The sequence below is a fragment of the Bacillus mycoides genome, from assembly GCF_001757995.1.
GTDB lineage: Bacteria > Bacillota > Bacilli > Bacillales > Bacillaceae_G > Bacillus_A > Bacillus_A mycoides_B.
Window position 1 is genome coordinate 61,562 of record NZ_LXLV01000058.1, and the last position, 23,268, is coordinate 84,829.

Sequence of the window (23,268 nt, forward strand, 5' to 3'; positions counted from 1 at the left end):
TTCATTATATGCTTTTCCGTTAGTATTTCCAACATTTTCACAGAATAATACTAAAAACCGGTAAATCCACCAAATAAACTTGAGAAATATACGATAATTTTCGTCATCCAATTAAAGTATAGGAAGATCCCCATAACGATCATAATGTATCCTCCGACTTTCATGAACGCCATACTATTTCTTTTAATCCAAGACATTTTCGTAATAAAGAATGAAAGTATGAAAAAGGGAATTGCAAATCCAAGTATGTAAGCAATCATATAAATCATTGCCGATTCTGGATTTGTTGCAGCTAATCCAATTACAGACACTAATATAGGACCAGTACAAGGTGTCCATCCAGCAGCAAATGCCAATCCAATTAAAACTGAACCAAAATAACCACTCGGACGGTTTTTAAAAGTAAATTTACGATCTTGCATTAGAAACTTCGGCTTAAATACACCGACAATAATAAGACCGAACACGATGATAAATATACCACCTAACTGTCTAATTAAATCTTTATAATCCGTAAAAACTCCTCCGATAAAACTTGTACCAAATCCAATTGCGATAAATATAATAGAAAACCCAAGTAAGAAAAACGCTGTATGTATCATACTTCTTTTGCGAAGCATTGCATTTTCTTCTTTCAATTCAGAAACCGACATACCTGTTATGTATGATAAAAATGCCGGATAAAGCGGTAAGCAACACGGGGATATAAATGATAAGAACCCAGCTCCAAACGCTAAAAAAATACTAATATCTTGCATTATTCCACTCCTCTCCTCTTCAATATTGTAGCAAAAACAATTGAAAATACTATGGACATTTCATGAATTCACTTTTCCAACGTGACAATAAGAAAAACTACCCTTTCACACATTTTCTAATAAAACGTTTTCATTTCCTTCTATTATATAGAAAAATTTCAATTGAATTATGAAACTCTTTCTAATTGTTACTAACATAACAAAGGTTCCACAGTTTCTCAAATCATTTGTACATTACAATTAACTTCACACATATTGACCCTAAAAAATTTTTTTCAAATGCTGTCTTTATACAACGTAAAACTGATTTTACAATACTTTAATTATTATTAATTTCAAGATTATGCATAAATATCATACTTTTATTATTATTCTATAAAATTTCGCACTTTTCTTTCATTTGACCCTTCATTTTTAATTTTGTATACTTCCCTCTAGTTATATATGTCCGTTACGGAACAATTTCATATAGATGGGAGGAATTTTTCATGCTTCGTTATTCTCTTTTAGTTTTATTAGGAGCGTGTAGTTATGGGGTTTTAGCTATTTTTGTTAAACTTGCATATGCAGAAGGATTTTCACTTGGAGAGGTAATTGGTAGCCAGTATTTGTTCGGTTGGATTATTTTACTTGCTATTACACTTCTATTTTCTAGACATCGTGTTCCACTAAAACAAATGTTAATTTTATTCGTCGCAGGTACGTCTGCAAGTTTTACTGGAATTTTTTACTACGCTTCTTTAAAAACTGTACCAGCTTCTATTGCAATTATACTTTTATTCCAATTCGTTTGGGTTGGAATTATCATTGAAGCAATTACAACGAAAACATTACCTTCAAGAGAAAAAGTTATTTCAGTAATCTTCCTACTTGCAGGTACATTTTTATCAAGTGGGTTATTAGAAACATCAGCTGGTGATTTCGATACGACTGGAATCATTTTGGGCTTATTATCTGCTGTTACATTTGCAACATACATTTTCGTAAGTGGTAAAGTTGCCGTTGAAGTACCTTCATTACCACGCGGTGTCCTTTTAATGGCTGGCGCTTTAACTTTAGTCATGATCGTATTCCCGCCAACATTTATTTTTAACGGAGCGATTTCTCAAGGCCTTTGGAAATACGGCTTAGGATTAGGAATATTTAGTATCGTTATTCCGTCCATTGCCTTTACAATCGGTATTCCAAAAATCGGATCTGGCTTAGCGACTATTCTTGGTGCAGCAGAACTGCCAGTTACAACAATTATGTCTGTATTCGTTTTAAAAGAAGCTGTACTATCTTCACAATGGGTCGGTGTATCACTTATTTTAATCGGTATTGCAATCCCGCAAATTGCATATGCAATGCGTGGACGCTATAAAAAGCAGCATACTCATAAAAAAGTTGCGGCATAAACGAGAGAGGATTTTCATTTGAAAATCCTCTCTTTTTATTATTGTGTTATATAATGAATACAACTATTTCACTTAAGAAAGAGGGGATAATAAGTGGCATCCATTCCAAATCAATTAACAGAAAAACTTATTTCTATTCGTCGACATTTACACGAATACCCAGAACTATCATACGAAGAATTTGAAACGACAAAAGCAATAAAAAATTGGTTAGAAGAAGCTAATATTACTATTAATGATTCCAATTTAGAAACAGGAGTTATCGCTGAAATTTCTGGTAATAAAAACGGACCGGTTGTAGCGCTTCGTGCTGATATCGATGCCCTTCCTATCCAGGAAGAAACAGACCTTCCATACACTTCAAAAATACAAGGTAAAATGCATGCTTGTGGGCATGATTTTCATACAGCTGCTATATTGGGTGCGGCTTACTTATTAAAAGAAAAAGAAGCTTCTCTTAACGGAACTGTCCGCCTTATATTCCAGCCAGCTGAAGAAAGTAGTAATGGTGCTTGCAAAGTTATTGAAGCTGGACATTTACGTGGCGTGCAAGCTATTTTCGGCATGCATAATAAACCTGATTTACCAGTAGGTACAATTGGTATTAAAGAGGGTCCACTAATGGCTGGAGTTGATCGATTTGAAATTGAAATCCATGGTGTTGGTACACATGCAGCTGTGCCTGATGCCGGCGTCGATCCTATCGTTGCATCAGCTCAAATCGTTATGGCACTTCAAACGATTGTAAGCCGAAATATTAGTTCTTCTCATAACGCTGTCGTAAGTGTAACAAACATTCATTCAGGGAATACGTGGAACGTTATTCCCGAAAAAGCAATATTAGAAGGAACTGTCCGTACATTCCAAGCTGAAACACGTGAAAAGATTCCGGCATTAATGGAACGTATCATTAAAGGCGTTTCTGATGCACTAGGTGTAAAAACAGAATTCCGATTTTATCCAGGTCCTCCTGCTGTTCAAAACGATAAAGTACTCACTGATCTTTCTGTTCAGGTTGCAGAGAAAATGAATCTAAACGTTATCTCTCCTACACCATCAATGGCAGGAGAAGACTTTTCTTTTTACCAACAAGAAATACCAGGTTCATTCGTCTTTATGGGAACAAGTGGTACACATGAATGGCATCATCCAGCTTTTACAGTAGATGAAAAAGCATTGCCTATTAGCGCGGAGTATTTCGCCTTATTAGCCGAAGAAGCTATTCATCAATTATTACAAACAAAAAGCCGTTAAGTTACCCTTAACGGCTTTTGCTTATGCTGTTAAATCTCGTTTTATAAATACAGTATAGGAAACCCCTAAAAATACAGCTAAGTATAGAAGAAGCATACAAGAAGCAAATGGGAATGTTACTCCATCAATAAAGCTTCCACCCTTTAAAAGCCCATATAAATCTGTATTCGCTGGTAATAAATATTTCGCCCATTCATATCTTGCTGCTGGAATTAGCGCTATTCCCCCTGATAATGCGAGAAATAGAGAAATCCCGATTGCACCTCCACTCGATCTCGTTAAAACGGAAATCATAAAGGCAAATGCAGCATATACAAGAGTTGGTAACCAAGATAAAATGTAATATTTACTTGCTTCCACGAAAATATTTTGTTTAATAATATTTCCGTCTTGAACGATAAATTCAGTCCAGGGTGGTTGTTGGAATTTATAAATAATTAGCCCGCATAATGTTGAAAAAATCATATTAAAGATAAATAATAATGCCGCAAATATAACGATGGCCAAAAATTTCGATGTTAAAATTTTAAATCTGCTCGCTGGACGAATCGTTAAAAATTTATATGTTCCCCAGCTATATTCATTCGCAAAAATTGTACTCGCATATACGAGAATAAACGGAAGTAAAATAGGAAAAACAATAAAGCCAGTATCTCTCATGAAAGAAAGTGGAGAACTACTCGCTGGCGCTGTATTCGTATCTAAATGCTTCATTTTAAGTTGATATTCTTTTACAAGCTCGTCCCCTGACTTTTCTGCTAAAATATCCTCCTTTTTCATACCAAGTTTTTTCTCAATTTCTACAGTTCGTTCTGTATAATCCGCTTTCCACCCTTTTGTTTCTGGCTCTAAATACTTTACCGTAACCCATCCTAATCCAATAATTAATACCGCAATAACTGCAAAAGGAATAATCGTTCGCTTTCGCTTAAATATTTTATACAACTCGTTATAAACTAAATTAAACAATATCTTTTCCCCCTGTTAATTCTAAAAACTGCTCTTCTAGCGTTTTTCTTTCTTCATATACACGATAAACTTGAATGTTTTTCTCCATCAATGTACGAAGAATATTTGGAATTTCTTCATCTTTCACGTTTATAATTAATTCGTTTTCTTTTACTAAAACATCGTATTCTAAAACCTCTGCCGCTTTATTCGCGTCATCTACACGTATATGTATTTCTTCTGTTTCTTCCTTTTGATCACTTTGAATATTTTGCGTTGCGACATATTCTCCGTGCTGAATAATAATAACCCTGTCACACATTAATTCAACTTCTGAGAGTAAGTGACTAGAGACAAGAACAGCTTTTCCTTGTTCATGCGCAATTTTCTTTATGTACATCCGCATTTCATGTATACCACTAGGATCTAATCCGTTCGTTGGTTCGTCTAGTATTAATACATCTGGATTATGTATAAGTGCCTGAGCAATTCCTAAACGTTGTCTCATACCGAGTGAATATGCTTTTACTTTACGGTCAATTACTTGTCCCATTCCTAACAATTGCACTACTTCATCGATACGCTCTTCAGTCACATTGCCATTCATTCGTCCGAAATATGTTAAATTTTCATAGCCGCTTAAGAAAGGATAAAATTCTGGTGTCTCAATTACAGCACCAATTTTCGCAGCAGTTTTTTCAAATTGCTGTTTTACAGATTGACCATCAATCCATACTTCTCCTTCTGTCATACGAATCATTCCGACCATCATTCGCATTAATGTCGTTTTCCCAGCACCATTTGGTCCTAATAAGCCAACTACTTCACCCTTTTTCACTTCAAAACTAATATTTTCTACTAACGTCTTTGAACCAATTCGTTTTGTTAATCGGTCAACTTTTACGATCGCTTGCTCATTTATCATTCCATACAACCTTTCTTCTTAACTCTTTTTTTCAGTTCTTCCCACTGTATCATGATTAATAACATGTGTAAAATGAAGAAAAAGCCATGATTTCTCATGCCTTTCTCCTCGTTTCATATGACTTTTCACCCTTTAACCTTTGTGTAAACCTACAACATTGCCACATCGATATTATAATGACGGTTATCATAACAACTGCTGTTACCATTATCGCATACGTCGTAACCGGTGCATTTGTTACTCCTTGGATTCCTATTGCTTTCATAAAAATAATAATAAATAATTTCAAAAATAACATACCATGAATTAATCCGAAAACGAGTGCTCCTCCGCAAGTTAATAATTGCTCCTGACATAATAAACATAACATTTCTTTTCTTGTCATATGCATCACTTCATTCGATGTAAACTCCTCTTTTCTTATCTGTAAAAGAGAAGCTGTCATTTTATATGTAATGAAAATACACACAAAAACTATAAATAGAAACATAGCATAAAACCACTTTACAAATATAGGTGTATATTCCACTTTACTTATTACAGCTTCATTGAATCGGAATGATATCATAAAAAAACAAAGCATTGTATTCATAGCAATCCACATAAATTGTTTTAACCTTTGGGCAGCAAATGTTTGTATATTTTTTCTCGCTAACCGAAATAAAGACATAATTTCCCCCTACCTTGCTTCATAACATACGCATTCTATACTACTAGTTTATAAAAATATGACATTTTATACATCGCACTACAATCGGAATCTTTACTAAGCCTTTAGTCCTAGAAACCACGCATATTTATCTCCTTAGCATTGAATAAAAAACAAAAAACGGAAATGCACTTTAGTTACATTTCCGTTTTTTGTTTAATGAGGTGAATCTTTATATAACTTAATTATCATGACTGCCTTGTAATTTCATCAACTATTCAGCCTTCGCATCTTCCACTTCAATCCTTTTTTTCTCTCTTGCAATTTTCAAAAACTCTAACAACTCTGGATTGCTATTCATTTTTTTATAAGCCACTGACATTTCTGCAACAAAATTAGAATCACGTAACTCTTTATATACAACTTCTGTTTTATACAATTTATTTGCGGATACAGGTATTACTGTAATTCCAATACCTGCTGCCACAAGCCCCATGACAGTTTGATACTCCGTTGCTTCTTGTACAATGTGCGGACTAAAACCTACATCGCGGCAAAGCGATAAAATTGTATCGTATAACGCTGGCCATACTGGTCTCGTAATAAATACGAACGGTTCATCCCTTAAATCTTCGATATGTATTTCGTCCTTTCCAGCAAGCGGATGCGCCTTCGGTAAACATAACGTACACGAAAGTTTTTGAATTGGTTCTAACTCAAGTAATTGCGTTGGAATTGGCGGACGTAAAAATCCAATATCAATTCGATTATCATGAAGTGCATGCACCTGATCTGGTGTTGACAATTCATGTAATGCAACAGACACCCTTGGAAATTTCTTTCTATACTCCCTGACGATTGACGGTAAAATATCATATATCGCCGCACCTACAAAACCAATTGAAAGTGATCCTACTTCTCCCCTTTGAGCACTTTGTGCGACTTCTACTGCTTTTTCAATTTGTACAAACGCTTTTTTCACTTCTTTTAAAAACATTTCTCCAGCTTCTGTTAATTCAACCTTTCTCTTCGTTCTTGAAAATAACATAACTTCCATTTCTTTTTCTAATTGCTGAATTTGTTGACTAAGCGGGGGTTGTGTCATTTGTAAACGAGCAGCCGCTCGTCCAAAGTGCAATTCCTCTGCCACTACAACAAAATATTGCAAATGCCGTAATTCCATTTTGGACACCCTTTTCACTTTCGATTAATACATCTAATATATTAATAACATATAATTTATATATTAGACAAATTTTTCGAATGAACGTATAGTAGAAATTGTTAATTATTTTTTACAATTTTTATGTAATAAACAAAGAGGTGGTTACTGTATGAAATGGTGGAAGTTAAGCGGACAAATTTTATTATTATTTTGTTTCGCTTGGACAGGTGAATGGATTGCAAAACAAGCACACCTCCCAGTTCCAGGAAGTATAATCGGTATTTTTTTATTGTTAATCTCATTAAAACTTAACATAGTGAAAAAAGAATGGATACAAGACGGTGCAGACTTTTTATTAAAAGAACTTATTTTATTTTTCATCCCTTCTGCAGTCGCTGTCATTCGTTACAAAGATACATTATCACAATATGGAATCGATCTCATTTTAATTATCGTAATTAGTACACTTTGTGTCACTCTCGTAACAGGACTTTTAACAGAATTGCTATTAAAGCGGAAAGGATCAACACAATGATCGGCTTTCTTTGTTTACCATTAACACTATTCACATATTGGGTATCTAAAAAAATGTATCAACGCTGGAATTGGAGCTTACTTTCTCCCCTTCTTGTATGCCCAATCATTTTAATTGCTTTATTACTCGGATTAGATACACCATACGAAACCTACGAATCTGGTAGTCATTGGCTAACAGAATTATTAAAACCTGCAACAGTTGCTTTCGCATGGCCAATCTATAAATATTTTGATCTATTAAAAAAACATGGAACTGCTATTTTAATTAATGTCATTGTCGGTTCTTTTCTATCTGTTATTACTTCCGCACTACTAGCTAATTTTTTTCAAATTGACTCTACAATAGAACAAAGTTTAGCACCGCACATTGTAACAACACCTATTGCAATGGCTATTTCAGAAATGATTGGCGGCATGTCACAATTAACAGCAGTTTTCGTTGTATTAACTGCCTTAACTGGAGCATTACTCGGTCCTACACTCATACGCATATGCCGTATTAAAACAGCGCTCGCAAAAGGTATAATGCTAGGTACTAGCGCGAATGGAACCGGAACATCAAAAGCATTTGAAATCGGCCCTGTAGAAGGTACAATTGCAAGTTTATCAATGCTTTTAACAGCTGGAGCTAGTTTAGTTATCGTTCCACTTTTCTTATCTTGGATACACTAAAAAAGCAAGTATTTACACACTTGCTTTTTTATTTATATATTTATTTAAAAGCTCCTGGTCCTCTGGAAAAGATAAAGATAATTCTTTTACTTCATCAATTCCTTTCCAAGCTATTTCATGTATTAACTCATCAGGGTATTGTATTTTCATGTTACCGCCTATTAACTTTACAATATAGTAATGCACATGAACTGGCACCCCATATGTTATCCCTTTCTTTTCACATAGTTTTTCTATAATTTTCACTTCATAACCCGTTTCTTCCCACACTTCACGAGCACAGCAGTCCTCAAGGGTTTCTCCCTCTTCTTGTCCCCCGCTTGGCACAGTCCATCGTTTTTCTTCATCTACTTTTCCTTGTAGTACCATTAAAAATTCATTCTTTTCATTCATACATATAGCTGCCGTACCAATCCATCTTTTCATCCTATCTCCCCCCATACTAAATTTCGATCTTTCTTTATATATATCCTTGAAAAAAGAGGAATAAAGTAAAACGATGCCGAAAGATTACATCAACTTCATGAGCAGTCCCTTCTTAGAAATTCAAACCGGAAGGATGAAATTATGATTTCTAAATATGTTGTGGAATGTGTTTTTTGTGAAGAAAATCGAAAACCTCGGCAGGCTATCGTCACAGTGCCCGCCACTTCTCAGCTACTAGCAATCCAAAAAGTACGAGCTGAATGTAAACGTCGCTTCGGAAAAACTTTATTATTGCAAACAGAAATTAAAGAAGAATTACTCATTGAACAAAAAGAAAGCTGACCATAAATTGGCCAGCTTTCTTATCCGATCATATTTTCACATGAAGATTAGGGGCATCCTCTTTAAGGATCGGGATTTACCCATTATGTGCGTTCCATAATGGTCATCGAACAATATATTTCTATACAATAAACTATTGAATAGAATAGGGCAAAACTTGTTCGCATTTTTTAGAAAAGGGATAGGGATATAATTCAAGTAATACTTCGAATACTCGAACTTTACACTCATTATATTAAAGCAAATCCTTTTATATGGGAAATATGAATTACTTACATAATTCATTCGTAAAATATATTAATAGTTTTCTTTACTCTACTAATAACATACATCCAGCTAGTATCGGTGTCATAATCATTGAAAACCTTAAAAGCATGCGAGGTGCATAATTTGTAAACTTAGCTCCTATATATGCGCCTAACATTGTCCCGATTAAAACTTGTACTAATAATACATAATCTAAATACCCTTCCGAACTATATCCAAGCCCACCTCCAATTGCGATTGGTAATATAACGAGCATTGTCGTCCCTACAGATTGACGGATCGTTAAACCTAATAGAACCATTAACCCGAGTTGGATAAAGGGCGCTGAACCAATCCCAAACGAACCAGCTAAAATTCCAGTAACCAGTCCGAGACATATACATTTGATCAAGTTATCTTTCGTAAGTTCTTTTCCCTCTTTTAAAGACGACTGCTCCCTGTTTTGGAACATAATCAATCGAATAAACATGAAAATTGCAGATAAAAATAACATACCCGCTGTAAACCAGTGTAGAAGATTCGCTGGTATTAGCGAACCAAACTTCGAACCAATAAAGGAACCAATCGCTCCAAATCCCCCAACAATCCCGCCTATTACAAACACAACATTCCCTTCCCTGTAATGACTTACTACTCCAGATAATGTCGTAAATGCCATAGCAGTTAAAGATGTTGCAAGCGCAACATGAATAGGGATATGGAATACTAGAGTGAGTATGGCGATGATAAATCCTGCTCCTCCTGCTCCGACAAATCCTAATAAAACTCCCATTAATAACATTATTATAATAATTGCCACATACTCCCCTCCAATACCCCAATTATCTATCATATGCACACTTCTATACAAACAAAAAGCATCCTAAACGGATGCTTTTACTACTTTTCTATATTGATAATATGTACTTAATCTTGATTAATCAAAATTACAGCTGGTCCAGAGACAACAACTCCGGCCACTTCTATCTTTTCAAATTCCTTCACTGTAATAGATATAACCCCTTCTCTTTCCATCAATTCCTTACTCAGGACATCAGTCGGTATCGCTTTCACCGTCTTACCTCCTTTTCATTTTATACGAAATTACAAAAAACTACCCAATGCATCTAAATATATGCATCACCTCCACTTTCATTCCTTATTCCAGCCAAAATTCACATCCCCTTTCTATAACATATTGAAAAATAAAAAAGCACTCGCCAAAGCGAATGCCTTTCCATTATTTACTCTCTATTACTTTTAACATTCTATTAATAAATGCTGCCGATTCCCCACGTGTTGCAGAACCTTTTGGCATAAACTCATTATTCTCATTCCCTTTTACGATACCTAACCCATAAACACGCTGAACTGCCTGTTTATCATACGCTAAATTTTGATCCGTAAATGGTAATGGAACTAAATTACCTTTTATATTTTTGTATTGCAATGCACGATCAATCATAATGACAGCTTCATCACGTTTAATCGTATCATTCGGAGCAAATATATCATTTCCTCGTCCACTTATAATCCCAGCACTAGCTGCACGATTAATACCATCGACTAACGATGGATGGGCTGTGCTTAAATCTTTGAAATTCGATTTCCCCTCTGGTAATTGCAATGATCTTGAAACTAAATTCGCAAATTCACCACGTGTTACAAGACGTTCTGGCCAGTAAGAACCCTTCCCATCTCCAACCATAATACCTCTTTTATCTAATTCACGAATATCAGCTTCATACCAACCGCCAGTTATATCATCTTTATGATTCGCATCATAATAAGCTTTCGTTCCCTGTAAAAATGGCTCCCACGCATTATTCTTTATCATAATGGCCGGACAATTCTTTCCGCTCCAAAATTGATGTTTTTTCACATTTTCTACAGGAATATTTAATTCCCCCATTAAATAGGCTGCTAGTTTACGAGCATTTTCCACAGCTTTATTATAATCACCATCTTGATTGACAGCAATTTCAATTGCAATTGATTCTCTATTACCAGTTCCTTCTGCTCCATCTCCAGCATGCCAACCATTTTCATTTAATGGTAGATGTTGATAAATTTCTTTATCATCTACTGTAAAATGCCAAGATGCTGAACGATCAGTCGTTCCTGTTGCTTGGCTGTATAAATATTGTGCGTGGTTTCTAGCATTTGCTCCAACACTATAATTATCTGTCTCATGAATTGTAATGTATTTTGGTTTCATCGCATAACCTGGACGAATATTTTCATTTCCTGTTGGTACAATCATTTCCTTTAATGGTACACCGTAAATATCCGTTGTTTTCTCTTCTATTGGTGCAGTATACATAACGGCTGCACGTTTTGTACGTGTTGGTGTTGTTTCTTGAATAAGCGAGGCCTTTGTCCCTTCAAATTTTGCTGAAGGTGCGTAAATCCATTTCACCTCATTATCTATTTGGACTTGGAACCACTCTCCAACTTGTCCAATTGCAATAATTGTTTGCGGTTGTAACACTTTCTCATCTTTATATGAATTAAATGGTGCGGAATATGTAGCTGTCTCTTCATTAATTACTAATTTTTCGTTTGCCAAGTGATAAACTTCCTTAACCTCTACATTTCCTTCACTACTTTGTATCCACCCAGCTCCAGATGATGTTTCAACATAGTAAGCGTTTCCTTTTCGTTTCTCAGCTTTCGCCACTTGATTTGAAATCTGAGCACCTGTCTCTTTTTGTAAATCAGCAGAATCATATAAAGGTGCTGAACTTATTATATGTACAAGAAAATCTCCTTGCGCTTCATTTGTTATTCCTTTGTCCTCTCCACGCCCATCTTCATCTTTCATATGGGTTTCAATACTTTTTAAAGCTTGCTCGTCAGTTGAAATTGTTACGGTCTTTTCTACTGTGTCAGCATAGGAAGAAGCTGGAATCGTTACCATACTAAATACAATTGATGCAGCTAAAACATTATAAAATCCTTTTTTCATAATAATTATTTAACACGCTTATATCGAAATTCGTGTTAACTTCCCTCCCTAATCTAAAAAATTTAATACTATCTAGTAAACTTCTAAACTAAATAGCCATTTACAATATAACAAACTCTACCCCATTCGTATAGATAGGAATGACTACTATTTGCCTACTTTTTCTATATTGGAATATAGAAAAGAAGCTATAAAAGGTATAGCTTCTTCCTCTCACTATTTCAATCTCGTTGCACCTTATATTCTATAACCCTACCATCTTTATCAAATTGCAAAACAAGACATTCACTATCTATAGGAATGAAACCACGTTCATTCCCAAGATAGTATAGTGTAGTAATTCCCGTTTCCAAACTGCTTGTTTTCGTAGGGGCCCCTAACAATTTTATGATTTCCTCGTTTGATTTCCCTATCAATTTATGCCGCTTTAATAAGTCATCTATCATATATACCCGTTTTTCTTCATCATTTAACCACCGATCCTGATTAAAGTTTGAAGTGTATTTATTTAAACTTAATTGTAAAGTGCATACTATCAATAGAATGAGAGCAACCATCATTACAGTGAACAGCTGTTTCTTATCTTTATCACGTCTTGCTGATACATGTAAGACAGCCTTTTGAATAATAACTAGTAGAATAAAAGGCATTGCTACTACAAAAATACTCATTACACTCAATGACACATGAACCATATCAATAACAAAGATAAACACAAGGTACATTAATATATACAAACAAAAATAAATGTACAATATTCCCCACAATATAGAGCTTTTACCTTTCTCCACCTAAAGCACCTACTTTATCCCGCTATTTACAGGCAGTGAAACTCCCACTTCAAGCCTTGCTATGTTAGGTGGAAGTCGTGCTACCTATAATAGCTCTGCTAATTAAAGTTTCACTTCGAAACATAATTCATCTGACCAATCATATCTCTAATCTTTCCTAGTTCTTGTGCGGTATATATTACTTTACTTGTCAAAACTTCATTTCTGAAAAATGTTACAATTTGCTCTCTATCTTTAAATCTCGGCAATTCTTCATTAGAAAGATCAATAACTTCTTTTCCACTCTCATTTTCAAAATATACAATCGGTTTTATTTTTTCCTTTACAATATCTATTTGCATTTCTTCCAAACAATTATATAAAGTTTGAGATAATATTTTCGCTTTATACGCTGGATTCCCTTCATTTCTTACTTGCAAAGTTAATGACGTTCCATCCGTAATAAATTCAAATGTCTCTTCTTTTTCAATTTCATGTTGATACTTGCCAATTTCCTCAATCATAAATGAATATATACCTGCATTTTCTCTCGTTAAGCCATGGATTAATTTCCCTGTCCATTCTTTCGTCTCAAGTAGATAAATACCAGTTTTACATAAAATGAGGTGATGGATTCGATTTTCGTTTATGTCACGTTTATGTCTAGATTTATTGCGTATCATAAAAACGTTTGGCATAATATGAAATTCATCTTCTAGTATGATTCCTTGCTCAACAAAACCTCGTTTCATATAATGTAATGTTTCATGTGTATTCACTTCAGCACCATTTTTGGTATACTCTCGTAAATCCGCAATTAAATTTTGAAACATATGTAGTTCATTACTATGCTTATCTTGCATTTCACTACGTTCTTTACTATGTTGAACAGCTAGTTGATTTTTCATCATACGCATATTTTCAACTTCTCTAGCTGTACTAACTTGTAAATCATTATATTTTCTCTGTTCCATATTCTTTAAAGTACTTTGTTGTTCTTTATGCTCTGTAATCGTAGCTGCAATTTCACTTTCATACGTTTCAATCGCTTGTTTCTTTTCAAATTCTACTTGCTGACTCTCTGATTCTAACTGTTTATTTTTATAAAACAGTACAAACACTGCAGCTAATAATATTAAAATTCCACCTATTAGCACATAATCCATACTTCTACTCCTTTATTTCATTTTCGATTATTTTTTATAAATATACCCATTATATTATACTACGCTTTCAATATACACTTTGTAAAAATTATATATTCTTCATAAAAAGGCACCTTAAGTCGGATACCACTTTATTGTCATAAGAAATTTCATTGCATACTTTTAATACTTCAATAAATTAAAAACAGGCCTTATAATTATAAGGCCTGTTGCAAACTACCTTTATTTTGCAGTAAGTACATATTGTAATAAAGTCCTTGTTTACTAAGTAGCTCTTGATGTGTTCCGCTTTCTACAATTTCCCCTTCATGCATAACAAATATTTGATCCGCATCTTGGATTGTAGACAATCTGTGCGCAATCGCTATCGTTGTTCTGCCTTTTCGCATTTGCTGCAATGCCGCTTGGATAGCCTCCTCTGTTTCTGTATCAATATTTGCCGTCGCTTCATCTAACACTAATACTTTCGGATTGGTTGCTATCGTTCTAGCAAAAGCAATTAATTGCCTTTGACCACTAGAAAATGCAGCTCCTCTTTCGACAACTTCTGTATCATACTGCTCTGGTAATTTTTCAATAAACGTATTCGCTTGCACAAACTTTGCCGCTTCCTCTATCTCTTCATCCGTAATCTCTTCATTATACATACGAATATTTTGCTTTACATTTCCTGCAAATAAAAATGCATCTTGCAACACAAGACCAATCTTCTTTCGAATTTCTTGTTCTTCAAACTTCTCTAAATCCACTCCATCTATTACAATATTACCTGATTTAACATTGTAAAATCTCATTAATAAATTCATAATTGTACTCTTACCACTACCAGTGTGTCCAACGAAAGCAACCGTTTGCCCTGGCTTTACGTGAAAAGATACATTTTTTAAAACGTCACGCTTTCCATCATATGAAAAAGTAACATCTTTAAACTGAATTTCCCCGTTAGCTACTCGTGGCTGTTCACTCCCCATTTGAACAGGAGCTAAATCTTTATCATCCATTAAATGAAATACACGCGATGATGAAACAAGCGCTTGCTGGAAGAAAGATAGTTTCATCATCATCTCATTTACCGGCTGGAAGAAACGATGAATATAGTTAACGAAAGCATATAAAACCCCTACTTCAACAGGACTCTTTAAAGCATCGATTCCGAATAAACCAAGTACTAACGCAATTGCTACAATATGAACAAGATCTGTTGCTGGACGTAAAAGTAATGCATCTAATTTCAATGTACGACGTCCAGCACTATAATGCTTGTTGTTCACTTCTTCAAACTCTTTTCTCATCCGCTTTTCTTGCCGGAACACTTGAACAATATTCATCCCTTGAATGGACTCATTTAACTTTGCATTTAATACACTCAGTTGATTACGTACCTCTAAATAAAAAGCTGCACTTTTCCGGCGATACAGCACCATAATCGCAAACATAATTGGAATTAATATGAGAGAAAATAGCGCTAATTTTACATCTAGTAAAAACATCGCTACTAAAATCCCTACTAAAAAGACTACATTTTTCACGAATGTTGATAGTACACTAACATAAAAATCCTTAATCGCTTCCGTATCATTCGTTATACGAGATACGAGCGTACCAATCGGCGTACGATCAAAGAAACTTAGTGACAATTTTTGAACATGTTCATACACTTCAACTCGCATATCTTGAACAATCTTAAAAGCGATATTTTGAAAGTACAATAAGTCTAAATACGTAAATAATACTTTTAATAAGTGAGCAATAATATACACTACAAATAGAGTAACAAGTGCTGATTGTTCAAAGTTACGTGGTACTAAGTGTTCATCAAGAAATTGTTTAATTAAAAAAGGACCCATCATTTCAGTTACAGTTGCACCAACTAGAAATAAAAATGCTAACGCTAATAACCCTTTATAAGGCCTCATATAAGAAAGCAACCTTCTTAAATCACTCCGTTTTTTCTCAGCCATCATACGCCTCCTTTCTCTACTAATGCCTCTAACTGCTGGCTTTCGTACATTTCTTTATACCAACCATTTTCTTTCATTAATTGCTCATGTGTCCCTCGCTGCATAACCCTACCTTCATCAATAACAAGAATAAGATTTGCATGCTGAATAGCACTTAAACGATGGGCAGTAATAATCGTCGTTTTCTCTGCCCTTTCTCGTTTCAATGCAGTTAAAATAGTTTCTTCTGTTTTTGCATCTACGGCTGATAAACAATCATCTAATATTAAAATTTCAGCATTTGTTAATAATGCACGCGCAATAGAGATTCGCTGTTTTTGACCTCCTGATAGTGAAACGCCCCTTTCACCTACTACAGTGTCATACCCTTCTGGAAATTGAAATATATCATTATGAATACAAGCAATATCAGCAGCCCGGCTAATTTCTTTATATGTAGCATCGACCTTTCCAAAAGCAATGTTCTCCCCAATACTCGCTGAAAATAAAAAGTGATCTTGCGGTACATATGAAATTGCAGAACGCACACCGTGAAGTGTTAAATCTCGAATATCCCGCTCCCCAACTTTTAATTCACCATTAAAATGATCATACTCTCGAATTAAACATTTTAACAACGTCGTCTTCCCTGCACCGGTACGTCCTACAATTCCTAACGTTTCACCTTTTCTTAAATTAAAGTAAATATCTTTTAAGTTTAATAGTTCATTCTTTTTATAAGAAAACGAATCAACAGCGAACGAAACATCACCACTTGCTATAGTATTTATAGCATTGTCCCTATTCACTACATCTGAAGTTTGTGAAAGTATTTTCTCCACACGATCATACGAAGCACGTCCACGCTCCATAATATTAAATAGCCATCCAAACGCTAACATTGGCCATACAAGTGTCCCTAAGTATGTTGTAAATGTTACCAATTCCCCTACAGTTAATTCACCCCGTACGACTAATAATGATCCGTAACAAATTGCGATCAAAAATGAAAATCCGACAATTAAGGAAATCGTTGGATCGAATAACGAGTCAATACGTGCAACTAGCATATTTTTATGTACGACATCTTCCGATTTCTTCCGAAACGATTGTAAATCCTCTTTCTCTTGTCCAAGTGAGCGAATTACCTTCATCCCACTCATACTTTCTTGTACTTTATCATTGATTTCAGAAAACGATTGCTGTGCTTTATGAAATCTTCTATGCAATAAAGTTCCATAATAATTTGTAGAAATAGCTACAATTGGCATCGGAATTAAACTTAATAACGTTAACTTCCAGCTAATTGTAAACCCCATCGCTACGAGTACACATCCTCCAACAGCTAATGAATCAACGAGTGTTAACACACCTGACCCAGCAGTTTGTTGAATCGCCTGAATATCATTTGTCGCATGTGCCATCAAATCGCCCGTACGACGTGATTGATAAAAGGATGGGCTCATCTTTGTAAAATGCTCATATAAATTCTTTCGGAGTTGACGAGCTAGTTTTAAAGAAGATCCAAAAATCATAATACGCCATAAGTAACGTAATATATACATCGTAATTCCTACAACTACTAATAGAATAACCCAGTTCAACAATTTTTCAGACGTTAATGTTCCATTATTAATTTCATCTACTACAATGCCTAGTACTCTTGGCGCTACAAGTTCAAGAAGCGCGACACCAAATAACATAATAATTCCGATTATGTACGCTCGTTTTTCTTGTTTAAAAAACCAAGCTAAATTAAAAAACACTTTCATATTTATCCTCCTCCCTTAAAATGAGCGATATTTTCAGTTTAACAAAAATACAGAATTTTTAAAAGTTTTAAATATCTTGCTCACCCAAAAGAAAAGGGCACTCGGTAAGAGTGCCCTTTTCTTTTGGAAAGGTTTTTGCTCCATTTGCATCAAAACCCTTATATATCAAGGTTTGACGACTATTTCCACCGCTATTTCTGTTAAGAAAAATATAGCACATCTTCATTTACCTTGTCTATAAAATTCCAGTATCTTATACAAAAGTGGTTTATCATTCGTCTATTTTTTTAAATCGTCACTTCACAAGTTAAAATCATTTACTGCTTTTGTCTAAACTCTTTCATCCAAGCAACCTCAGAAGAATAATGTTCTATTCAGCACCCAAATCTATTTTTAAATATTTCACCTTTGAAATCATATCACCACTATAACTATCCTTACATTGTGTTTTTACAATTAAAATTGCATTCCTCTCATTTTCTTAGTTATTTTGGTTCTGGAACGCTTTTAATATCATTAGTATATTTGTTTAACAATTCTATGGCTTTCTGTTTTAATTCTAATCCTTCTTTCATTTTGCTTGAATTTAATTCCTCTACTGAGAGTATTATTTTCACTCCACTATCCATGTAAGTTTCATAACTTTTTAATAATGTTTCATGATGTTGTTTATATGCATCTGGAATATGTTGTTGTGGGTATGTTTTTAATGTGTCATAATCATTTCCAATTGCTTTGTATCCATTTCTTATAGCATCTTTCCACTTATTGTCTCCAAACAAACTTGTGTTATTATTTGCTTCCATAAGAAGTTTCTCTATAAGTTTGTTCGATATACCAGTCTTTTCAGTAATGATGACAATATTATTAACATATTTTTGTCTTTTTTCTTTCTCAATATTAACTAAATCTATTTTTGGCTCTTCTTTAGCCTGTTCAACCTTAGTTTGTTCTACCTTTTCTTCTACTTTTGATTCTTCATTTTTAGGTTCTTCTTTGACTGTATCTGTCTTTGACGAACATCCAGCCACTAATGCCACCATCAATAGCGTAACTCCCCATTTTTTCAACATTTTCATATCCCTGCTCCCCTTTTATGAATTTCACACTACCACTAATAAAAATATCATATTTTTCCATACACATAAACTTCCTATTATGTAATATTTTCAAAAATCCGATTCTCGCAAACCTTCAAAAATATTCTACTACGAGAATTGTTCATAGTAGAATGTTTACATTTTTCATACTTCTTTAAAATTCATTTAAAGTATTCTTTTTATTGTATGAAGGAAATGGCGGAAGCAGACTGAACGAAGTGAGGTAATGAGCCGAAGGCGAACAGGAGAGCGTTAGCGAAAGAAAGATAGGGGAACCTTCCTTTTTTACTATCTATAGAAATCTTTTTAAATGCTTCATTTCTGGGCGCTTGTTCTTCATTGTCTTAGGTGTGAACCCTTTTGCCAAACAGTGGTACAAATACTCTTCAATTACATCTTCAAATTCCAACAAAAAAACCACCTTTCCCGTTGGTTTATATTCCAACAGAAAAAGTGGTTTTTAAGAAAAACAAAGCAAATTTCGTGAAAATTTCAGAGAAAGATAAACCAATGAATACATTGAGTTTATTCATTCACACGAAATTAATGCTTATATCATATTGATGAAACGCTTGCGGCTCTAAGGATTACCCATCCGCTTATTTCGTTTGTTGCTTGTTCATCGCGCTCATCATTTGATTGATTTTCTTTTGGGAAGGTTTTTGTCCCATTTGCATCATCATCATTTTTAACATTTGTTCGTTAATTGGTGGATTTTTTTGTAAGTAATTCATCATGTATTTGCGGGCAATGAAAAATCCTAACGCCACGCCTGCTACTAGTGCTACTACGCCCACTAGAATACCTAACCACATTGGCATATCTTTTCCTCCTTCATGTTGTCTACCTTACAGTGTACTAAAACCTTTTCAATAAGACAAGATACTATTCGACATTTTTTACACATATGTTCGTACTTGTTTGAGAGGATTTAACCAACCGTACTTTTTATTTTCATAATCCATCGCTAAAAATGTTAACTCACACTTTCTAAGCACCTCAAAGAAAGTTGTTTCCATGGATACATTTCCAGAAGTATTCATTCGAATATATTGTGGTTTCACCATTATTTCGCCGTATTCGGCTCCTGTATAAAGCGTATGAATATGATTTGTTCTTTCATATTTGCCAAGAACACGCAAAGCTTGTTCTAATTTATGATGAAGTTTCATTACTTGTAACGGCATCGTAATATACGTCATTTGTTTATATAATACTTTCTTCTCCGAAAGGGACCCAGATTCTGAAAATCGAGCAAATAAATCAAAAAACAAATATTCACGACCAAAGTAAGCTTTCGCAATATCCTCTTGAATTAAATACAATTCATACGTTTTCATTTTTTCCCTCCCGATCTGGACAACCTTTTCCCTACATTATATAAGAGAAAATTTGCAATGATTGTCTGACTACGGAGAGAGAAAAAACTTTTCCTGTCGAAAAAACTCAATTACATAGAAAAATCTCCCCATGCTGGAGAGATTTTTCTAAAATCATTAAAGCATTTCTTTTACTTTACGAACAACGTTCTCTACAGTAAATCCATACTCTTCCATAATTTTCTCACCAGGAGCAGAAGCACCGAATGTGTCAATACCTAGTACATCTCCATCAAGACCTACGTAACGGTGCCATCCAATTGTAGCACCCATTTCAATTGCGAAACGTTTCGTTACTGCTTTTGGTAGTACAGATTCTTTGTACTCAGCAGTTTGAGCTTCGAAGCGATCCATAGATGGCATGCTAACAACAGCTGCATCAACGCCGTCTGCTGCTAGAGCTTTTTGCGCTTCGATTGCTAAGCTTACTTCAGATCCAGTTGCAATTAAGATTACATCAGCAGTTTCTTTCTTGCTTGCAGAAACTACATATGCACCTTTTGCTACTTTTTCATAAGTATCGTCTTTTGCACCTTCTAATGTTGGAAGATCTTGACGAGTTAACACTAATGCAGTTGGTGTTTTTGTAGATTCTAGAGCTAGTCTCCAAGCTGCAACTGATTCGTTACCGTCTGCTGGACGAATAACAGAAACGTTTGGCATTGCACGAAGTGCTGCTAATTGTTCAACCGGCTCATGTGTTGGACCATCTTCACCAACAGCGATACTATCATGTGTGAATACATACGTTACAGGCAATTGCATTAATGCTGCAAGGCGAATTGCTGGACGTAAGTAGTCAGAGAATACGAAGAACGTACCACCGTAAGTTTTTAAACCGCCATGTAGTGCAATACCGTTCATTGCTGCACCCATCGCAAACTCACGAACACCGTACCAAATGTTTTTACCACTGTAATCAGCTCTTGTGAAGTCTTTTTCGTTATTCATGTATGTTTTGTTAGAACCAGCAAGGTCAGCTGATCCACCAAAGAATGATGGTACAGACTCTGAAATAGCATTAATTACAGCACCTGAAGAATTACGTGTTGCTGCTTTTGATCCTAATTCATAAGTTGGTAAACTTTGTTCCCAACCTTCTGGAAGAAGACCATTCATTGCTGCTTGCAGCTCGTTTGCTAATTCTGGATATGCTTGTGCATATTCACCGAGCATCGTGTTCCATGCAGCTTGTGCAGTCTCACCAGCATCTTGTACCGTTTTACGGAAGTTGTCATATACTTCTTCTGCTACATGGAAGTCTTGTTCAGCAGTCCAAGCGTATGCTTCTTTCGTTAATTTTGTTTCGTCTACACCAAGTGGAGAACCGTGTGAAGCTGATTTTCCTGATTTGTTTGGAGAACCGAAACCAATTGTCGTTCTTACTTCAATTAGCGTTGGGCGTTTTTCGTCAGCTTTCGCTTCTTCAATTGCTTTTGCAATTGCTTCAATATCGTTTCCATCCTCAACACGGATTACTTGCCATCCGTATGCTTTGTAACGATCTTCTACACTTTCAGAGAATGAACGATTTAAATCGCCATCTAATGAAATATCATTTGAATCGTAAAGCACAACAAGACGACCTAATTGTAAATGAGCAGCTAATGAAGATGCTTCAGCAGAAACGCCTTCCATTAAATCTCCATCACCACAAATAGCGTATGTATGATGATCTACTACATTATACGCATCACGGTTGTATTTAGCCGCTAAATGTCTTTCAGCCATCGCCATACCAACAGCTGTTGCAATACCTTGTCCAAGTGGACCAGTTGTTGCGTCTACACCTGCTGTGTGACCATACTCAGGATGTCCTGGAGTTTTGCTTCCCCATTGACGGAAGTTCTTTAAATCATCCATTGTTAAGTCATAACCAGATAGATGAAGTAGGCTGTATAGTAACATTGAGCCATGACCTGCAGATAATACGAAACGATCGCGGTTAAACCACGTTGGGTTATTTGGATTGTGTTTCATAAATTGAGTCCATAATGTATAAGCCATTGGTGCTGCACCCATTGGCATTCCTGGGTGACCAGAGTTTGCTTTTTCAATCGCATCAATGGATAATGTGCGAATCGTGTTGATAGAAAGTTGTTCGATTGAATGTGACATGCTATTCTTCCCTTCGCGTATGTTAGTAAACGTTTTATACATTTATATGATAGCTTCCCACGCAAGATTATACAACATGTATCGACAAATATGTTGATGTTTTTTTGATTTTTTATAAAAAAAACAGTGATTTCGGTAATGTATGGGCATTCAATATGACATACTTTTTTATTGTTTCTATTTTAAAAAGAAAGGGAATTATCTGTATTTTTATGCAATATCATTAAATCGAAAAATAAAAAATGTACATTTAACCTTTCATTACTGCGCTTGGCAAATGAATAGAAGGCTCTAACTAAAAATAAAGAAGGTATTCTCCCTTTGCATCGAAATAAAATCAATAATAATTACCTTCAAAGTAACACATGCACAAGATCATATTTTAAGCTTAGCGCAAATATGAAAAGCATATTAATTTCAACCACGCACTCCTACTAATCATAAAACAAATGTCACACGCATATTCCCCTCGCATCTATTTTATCCTGCCTAAAGAATTACTGCATATACAATCCACTTGCAATCATTGCTTCTAATAAAGCTATGTCAACCAATTCGATTTATTCACATATTACCTTCACAGCAAGTGCATAATAAAAGACATATCAATTTGGACTTATCCCCGTCAAGTAGACAACTGTAAAAAAGACTATGCAGCCATCGAAATTCGATATTCGATCGGAGCTCGATGATTGAGTCGTTTTTGGAATCGTTTGTAGTTATAATGATAGATGTA

At 34.9% G+C, this 23,268-nt stretch carries 23 protein-coding genes; 5 read left to right on the forward strand and 18 right to left on the reverse strand.

Annotation, left to right across the window (positions count from 1 at the left end):
* Positions 1-50: 50 nt before the first annotated feature.
* Positions 51-758 carry a cytochrome c-type biogenesis protein CcdA gene (ccdA, locus tag BWGOE10_RS18040; RefSeq protein WP_070144406.1) on the reverse strand — a complete coding sequence of 236 codons (708 nt, stop codon included), beginning with the start codon at positions 756-758 and terminating at the stop codon, positions 51-53.
* Positions 759-1,246: 488 nt separating this feature from the next.
* Between ccdA and BWGOE10_RS18045 the strand changes: the two genes are divergently transcribed.
* Together BWGOE10_RS18045 and BWGOE10_RS18050 are read left to right on the forward strand one after the other, a co-directional pair.
* A complete protein-coding gene (locus BWGOE10_RS18045) occupies positions 1,247-2,155 on the forward strand; it encodes an EamA family transporter (protein ID WP_070144407.1) in 909 nt (302 codons plus the stop codon).
* A gap of 93 nt (positions 2,156-2,248) precedes the next feature.
* Positions 2,249-3,409, forward strand: coding sequence for a M20 peptidase aminoacylase family protein (locus BWGOE10_RS18050; protein WP_070144408.1), 1,161 nt, complete (start codon positions 2,249-2,251; stop codon positions 3,407-3,409).
* 21 nt (positions 3,410-3,430) lie between these two features.
* On the opposite strand, the gene BWGOE10_RS18055 is transcribed toward BWGOE10_RS18050, so the two are convergent.
* The 4 genes from BWGOE10_RS18055 to alsR all read right to left on the reverse strand — a co-directional run bounded on the left by BWGOE10_RS18055 (position 3,431) and on the right by alsR (position 7,114).
* Positions 3,431-4,378 (reverse strand): ABC transporter permease, encoded by a 948-nt coding sequence (locus tag BWGOE10_RS18055; RefSeq protein ID WP_070144409.1) that lies wholly within the window; start codon positions 4,376-4,378, stop codon positions 3,431-3,433.
* Entirely contained in the window at positions 4,371-5,282 is a 912-nt protein-coding gene (locus BWGOE10_RS18060; protein ID WP_002146265.1) for an ATP-binding cassette domain-containing protein, read from the reverse strand. Before BWGOE10_RS18060 ends, BWGOE10_RS18055 begins: the two co-directional genes overlap by 8 nt.
* A 94-nt stretch (positions 5,283-5,376) precedes the next feature.
* On the reverse strand, positions 5,377-5,952 hold the full coding sequence (locus BWGOE10_RS18065; RefSeq protein ID WP_070144410.1) for an FtsX-like permease family protein: 576 nt from the start codon (positions 5,950-5,952) through the stop codon (positions 5,377-5,379).
* A gap of 253 nt (positions 5,953-6,205) precedes the next feature.
* Positions 6,206-7,114 carry an acetoin biosynthesis transcriptional regulator AlsR gene (alsR, locus tag BWGOE10_RS18070; RefSeq protein WP_070144411.1) on the reverse strand — a complete coding sequence of 303 codons (909 nt, stop codon included), beginning with the start codon at positions 7,112-7,114 and terminating at the stop codon, positions 6,206-6,208.
* A gap of 151 nt (positions 7,115-7,265) precedes the next feature.
* On the opposite strand from alsR, the gene BWGOE10_RS18075 reads away from it, so the two are divergent.
* Both BWGOE10_RS18075 and BWGOE10_RS18080 read left to right on the forward strand, forming a co-directional pair.
* Complete coding sequence (locus tag BWGOE10_RS18075) at positions 7,266-7,631, forward strand: CidA/LrgA family holin-like protein (RefSeq protein ID WP_070144412.1); 366 nt, start codon at positions 7,266-7,268, stop codon at positions 7,629-7,631.
* Positions 7,628-8,305, forward strand: a complete 678-nt coding sequence (locus tag BWGOE10_RS18080; protein WP_070144413.1) for an LrgB family protein — start codon at positions 7,628-7,630, stop codon at positions 8,303-8,305. The genes BWGOE10_RS18075 and BWGOE10_RS18080 overlap by 4 nt, the downstream gene beginning before the upstream one ends.
* A 12-nt stretch (positions 8,306-8,317) precedes the next feature.
* Here the strand turns inward: BWGOE10_RS18080 and BWGOE10_RS18085 are convergent, their stop codons facing one another.
* On the reverse strand, positions 8,318-8,731 hold the full coding sequence (locus tag BWGOE10_RS18085; protein WP_070144414.1) for an NUDIX hydrolase: 414 nt from the start codon (positions 8,729-8,731) through the stop codon (positions 8,318-8,320).
* A gap of 141 nt (positions 8,732-8,872) precedes the next feature.
* Between BWGOE10_RS18085 and BWGOE10_RS18090 the strand changes: the two genes are divergently transcribed.
* Positions 8,873-9,073, forward strand: a complete 201-nt coding sequence (locus tag BWGOE10_RS18090) for a DUF3903 domain-containing protein (RefSeq protein WP_070144415.1) — start codon at positions 8,873-8,875, stop codon at positions 9,071-9,073.
* Positions 9,074-9,383: 310 nt separating this feature from the next.
* On the opposite strand, the gene BWGOE10_RS18095 is transcribed toward BWGOE10_RS18090, so the two are convergent.
* The 12 genes from BWGOE10_RS18095 to BWGOE10_RS34070 form a co-directional block, all read right to left on the reverse strand.
* Positions 9,384-10,139: a sulfite exporter TauE/SafE family protein gene (locus tag BWGOE10_RS18095; RefSeq protein ID WP_070144429.1), complete on the reverse strand. Its 756-nt coding sequence runs from the start codon at positions 10,137-10,139 to the stop codon at positions 9,384-9,386.
* A 107-nt stretch (positions 10,140-10,246) separates the two neighbouring features.
* The gene (locus BWGOE10_RS31825; RefSeq protein WP_002146257.1) at positions 10,247-10,393 is read right to left on the reverse strand and encodes a BC1881 family protein; all 147 of its coding nucleotides are present in this window, start codon (positions 10,391-10,393) and stop codon (positions 10,247-10,249) included.
* 166 nt (positions 10,394-10,559) lie between these two features.
* Positions 10,560-12,287 (reverse strand): S-layer homology domain-containing protein, encoded by a 1,728-nt coding sequence (locus BWGOE10_RS18100; RefSeq protein ID WP_070144416.1) that lies wholly within the window; start codon positions 12,285-12,287, stop codon positions 10,560-10,562.
* Positions 12,288-12,508: 221 nt separating this feature from the next.
* Positions 12,509-13,078 carry a hypothetical protein gene (locus tag BWGOE10_RS18105; RefSeq protein WP_070144417.1) on the reverse strand — a complete coding sequence of 190 codons (570 nt, stop codon included), beginning with the start codon at positions 13,076-13,078 and terminating at the stop codon, positions 12,509-12,511.
* A 110-nt stretch (positions 13,079-13,188) separates the two neighbouring features.
* On the reverse strand, positions 13,189-14,223 hold the full coding sequence (locus tag BWGOE10_RS18110; RefSeq protein ID WP_070144418.1) for a nuclease-related domain-containing protein: 1,035 nt from the start codon (positions 14,221-14,223) through the stop codon (positions 13,189-13,191).
* Positions 14,224-14,420: 197 nt separating this feature from the next.
* Positions 14,421-16,184: an ABC transporter ATP-binding protein gene (locus BWGOE10_RS18115; RefSeq protein ID WP_070144419.1), complete on the reverse strand. Its 1,764-nt coding sequence runs from the start codon at positions 16,182-16,184 to the stop codon at positions 14,421-14,423.
* Positions 16,184-17,935 carry an ABC transporter transmembrane domain-containing protein gene (locus BWGOE10_RS18120; protein ID WP_070144420.1) on the reverse strand — a complete coding sequence of 584 codons (1,752 nt, stop codon included), beginning with the start codon at positions 17,933-17,935 and terminating at the stop codon, positions 16,184-16,186. Before BWGOE10_RS18120 ends, BWGOE10_RS18115 begins: the two co-directional genes overlap by 1 nt.
* Before the next feature lie 485 nt (positions 17,936-18,420).
* Complete coding sequence (locus BWGOE10_RS18125) at positions 18,421-19,014, reverse strand: hypothetical protein (protein ID WP_070144421.1); 594 nt, start codon at positions 19,012-19,014, stop codon at positions 18,421-18,423.
* A gap of 620 nt (positions 19,015-19,634) precedes the next feature.
* Complete coding sequence (locus BWGOE10_RS18135; RefSeq protein WP_001132292.1) at positions 19,635-19,856, reverse strand: YneF family protein; 222 nt, start codon at positions 19,854-19,856, stop codon at positions 19,635-19,637.
* A 78-nt stretch (positions 19,857-19,934) separates the two neighbouring features.
* Positions 19,935-20,375, reverse strand: a complete 441-nt coding sequence (gene sirA, locus BWGOE10_RS18140) for a sporulation inhibitor of replication protein SirA (protein WP_070144423.1) — start codon at positions 20,373-20,375, stop codon at positions 19,935-19,937.
* 156 nt (positions 20,376-20,531) lie between these two features.
* Complete coding sequence (tkt, locus tag BWGOE10_RS18145) at positions 20,532-22,532, reverse strand: transketolase (RefSeq protein WP_070144424.1); 2,001 nt, start codon at positions 22,530-22,532, stop codon at positions 20,532-20,534.
* 649 nt (positions 22,533-23,181) lie between these two features.
* Positions 23,182-23,265: a hypothetical protein gene (locus BWGOE10_RS34070; protein WP_367890491.1), complete on the reverse strand. Its 84-nt coding sequence runs from the start codon at positions 23,263-23,265 to the stop codon at positions 23,182-23,184.
* Between the last annotated feature and the right edge of the window lie 3 nt (positions 23,266-23,268).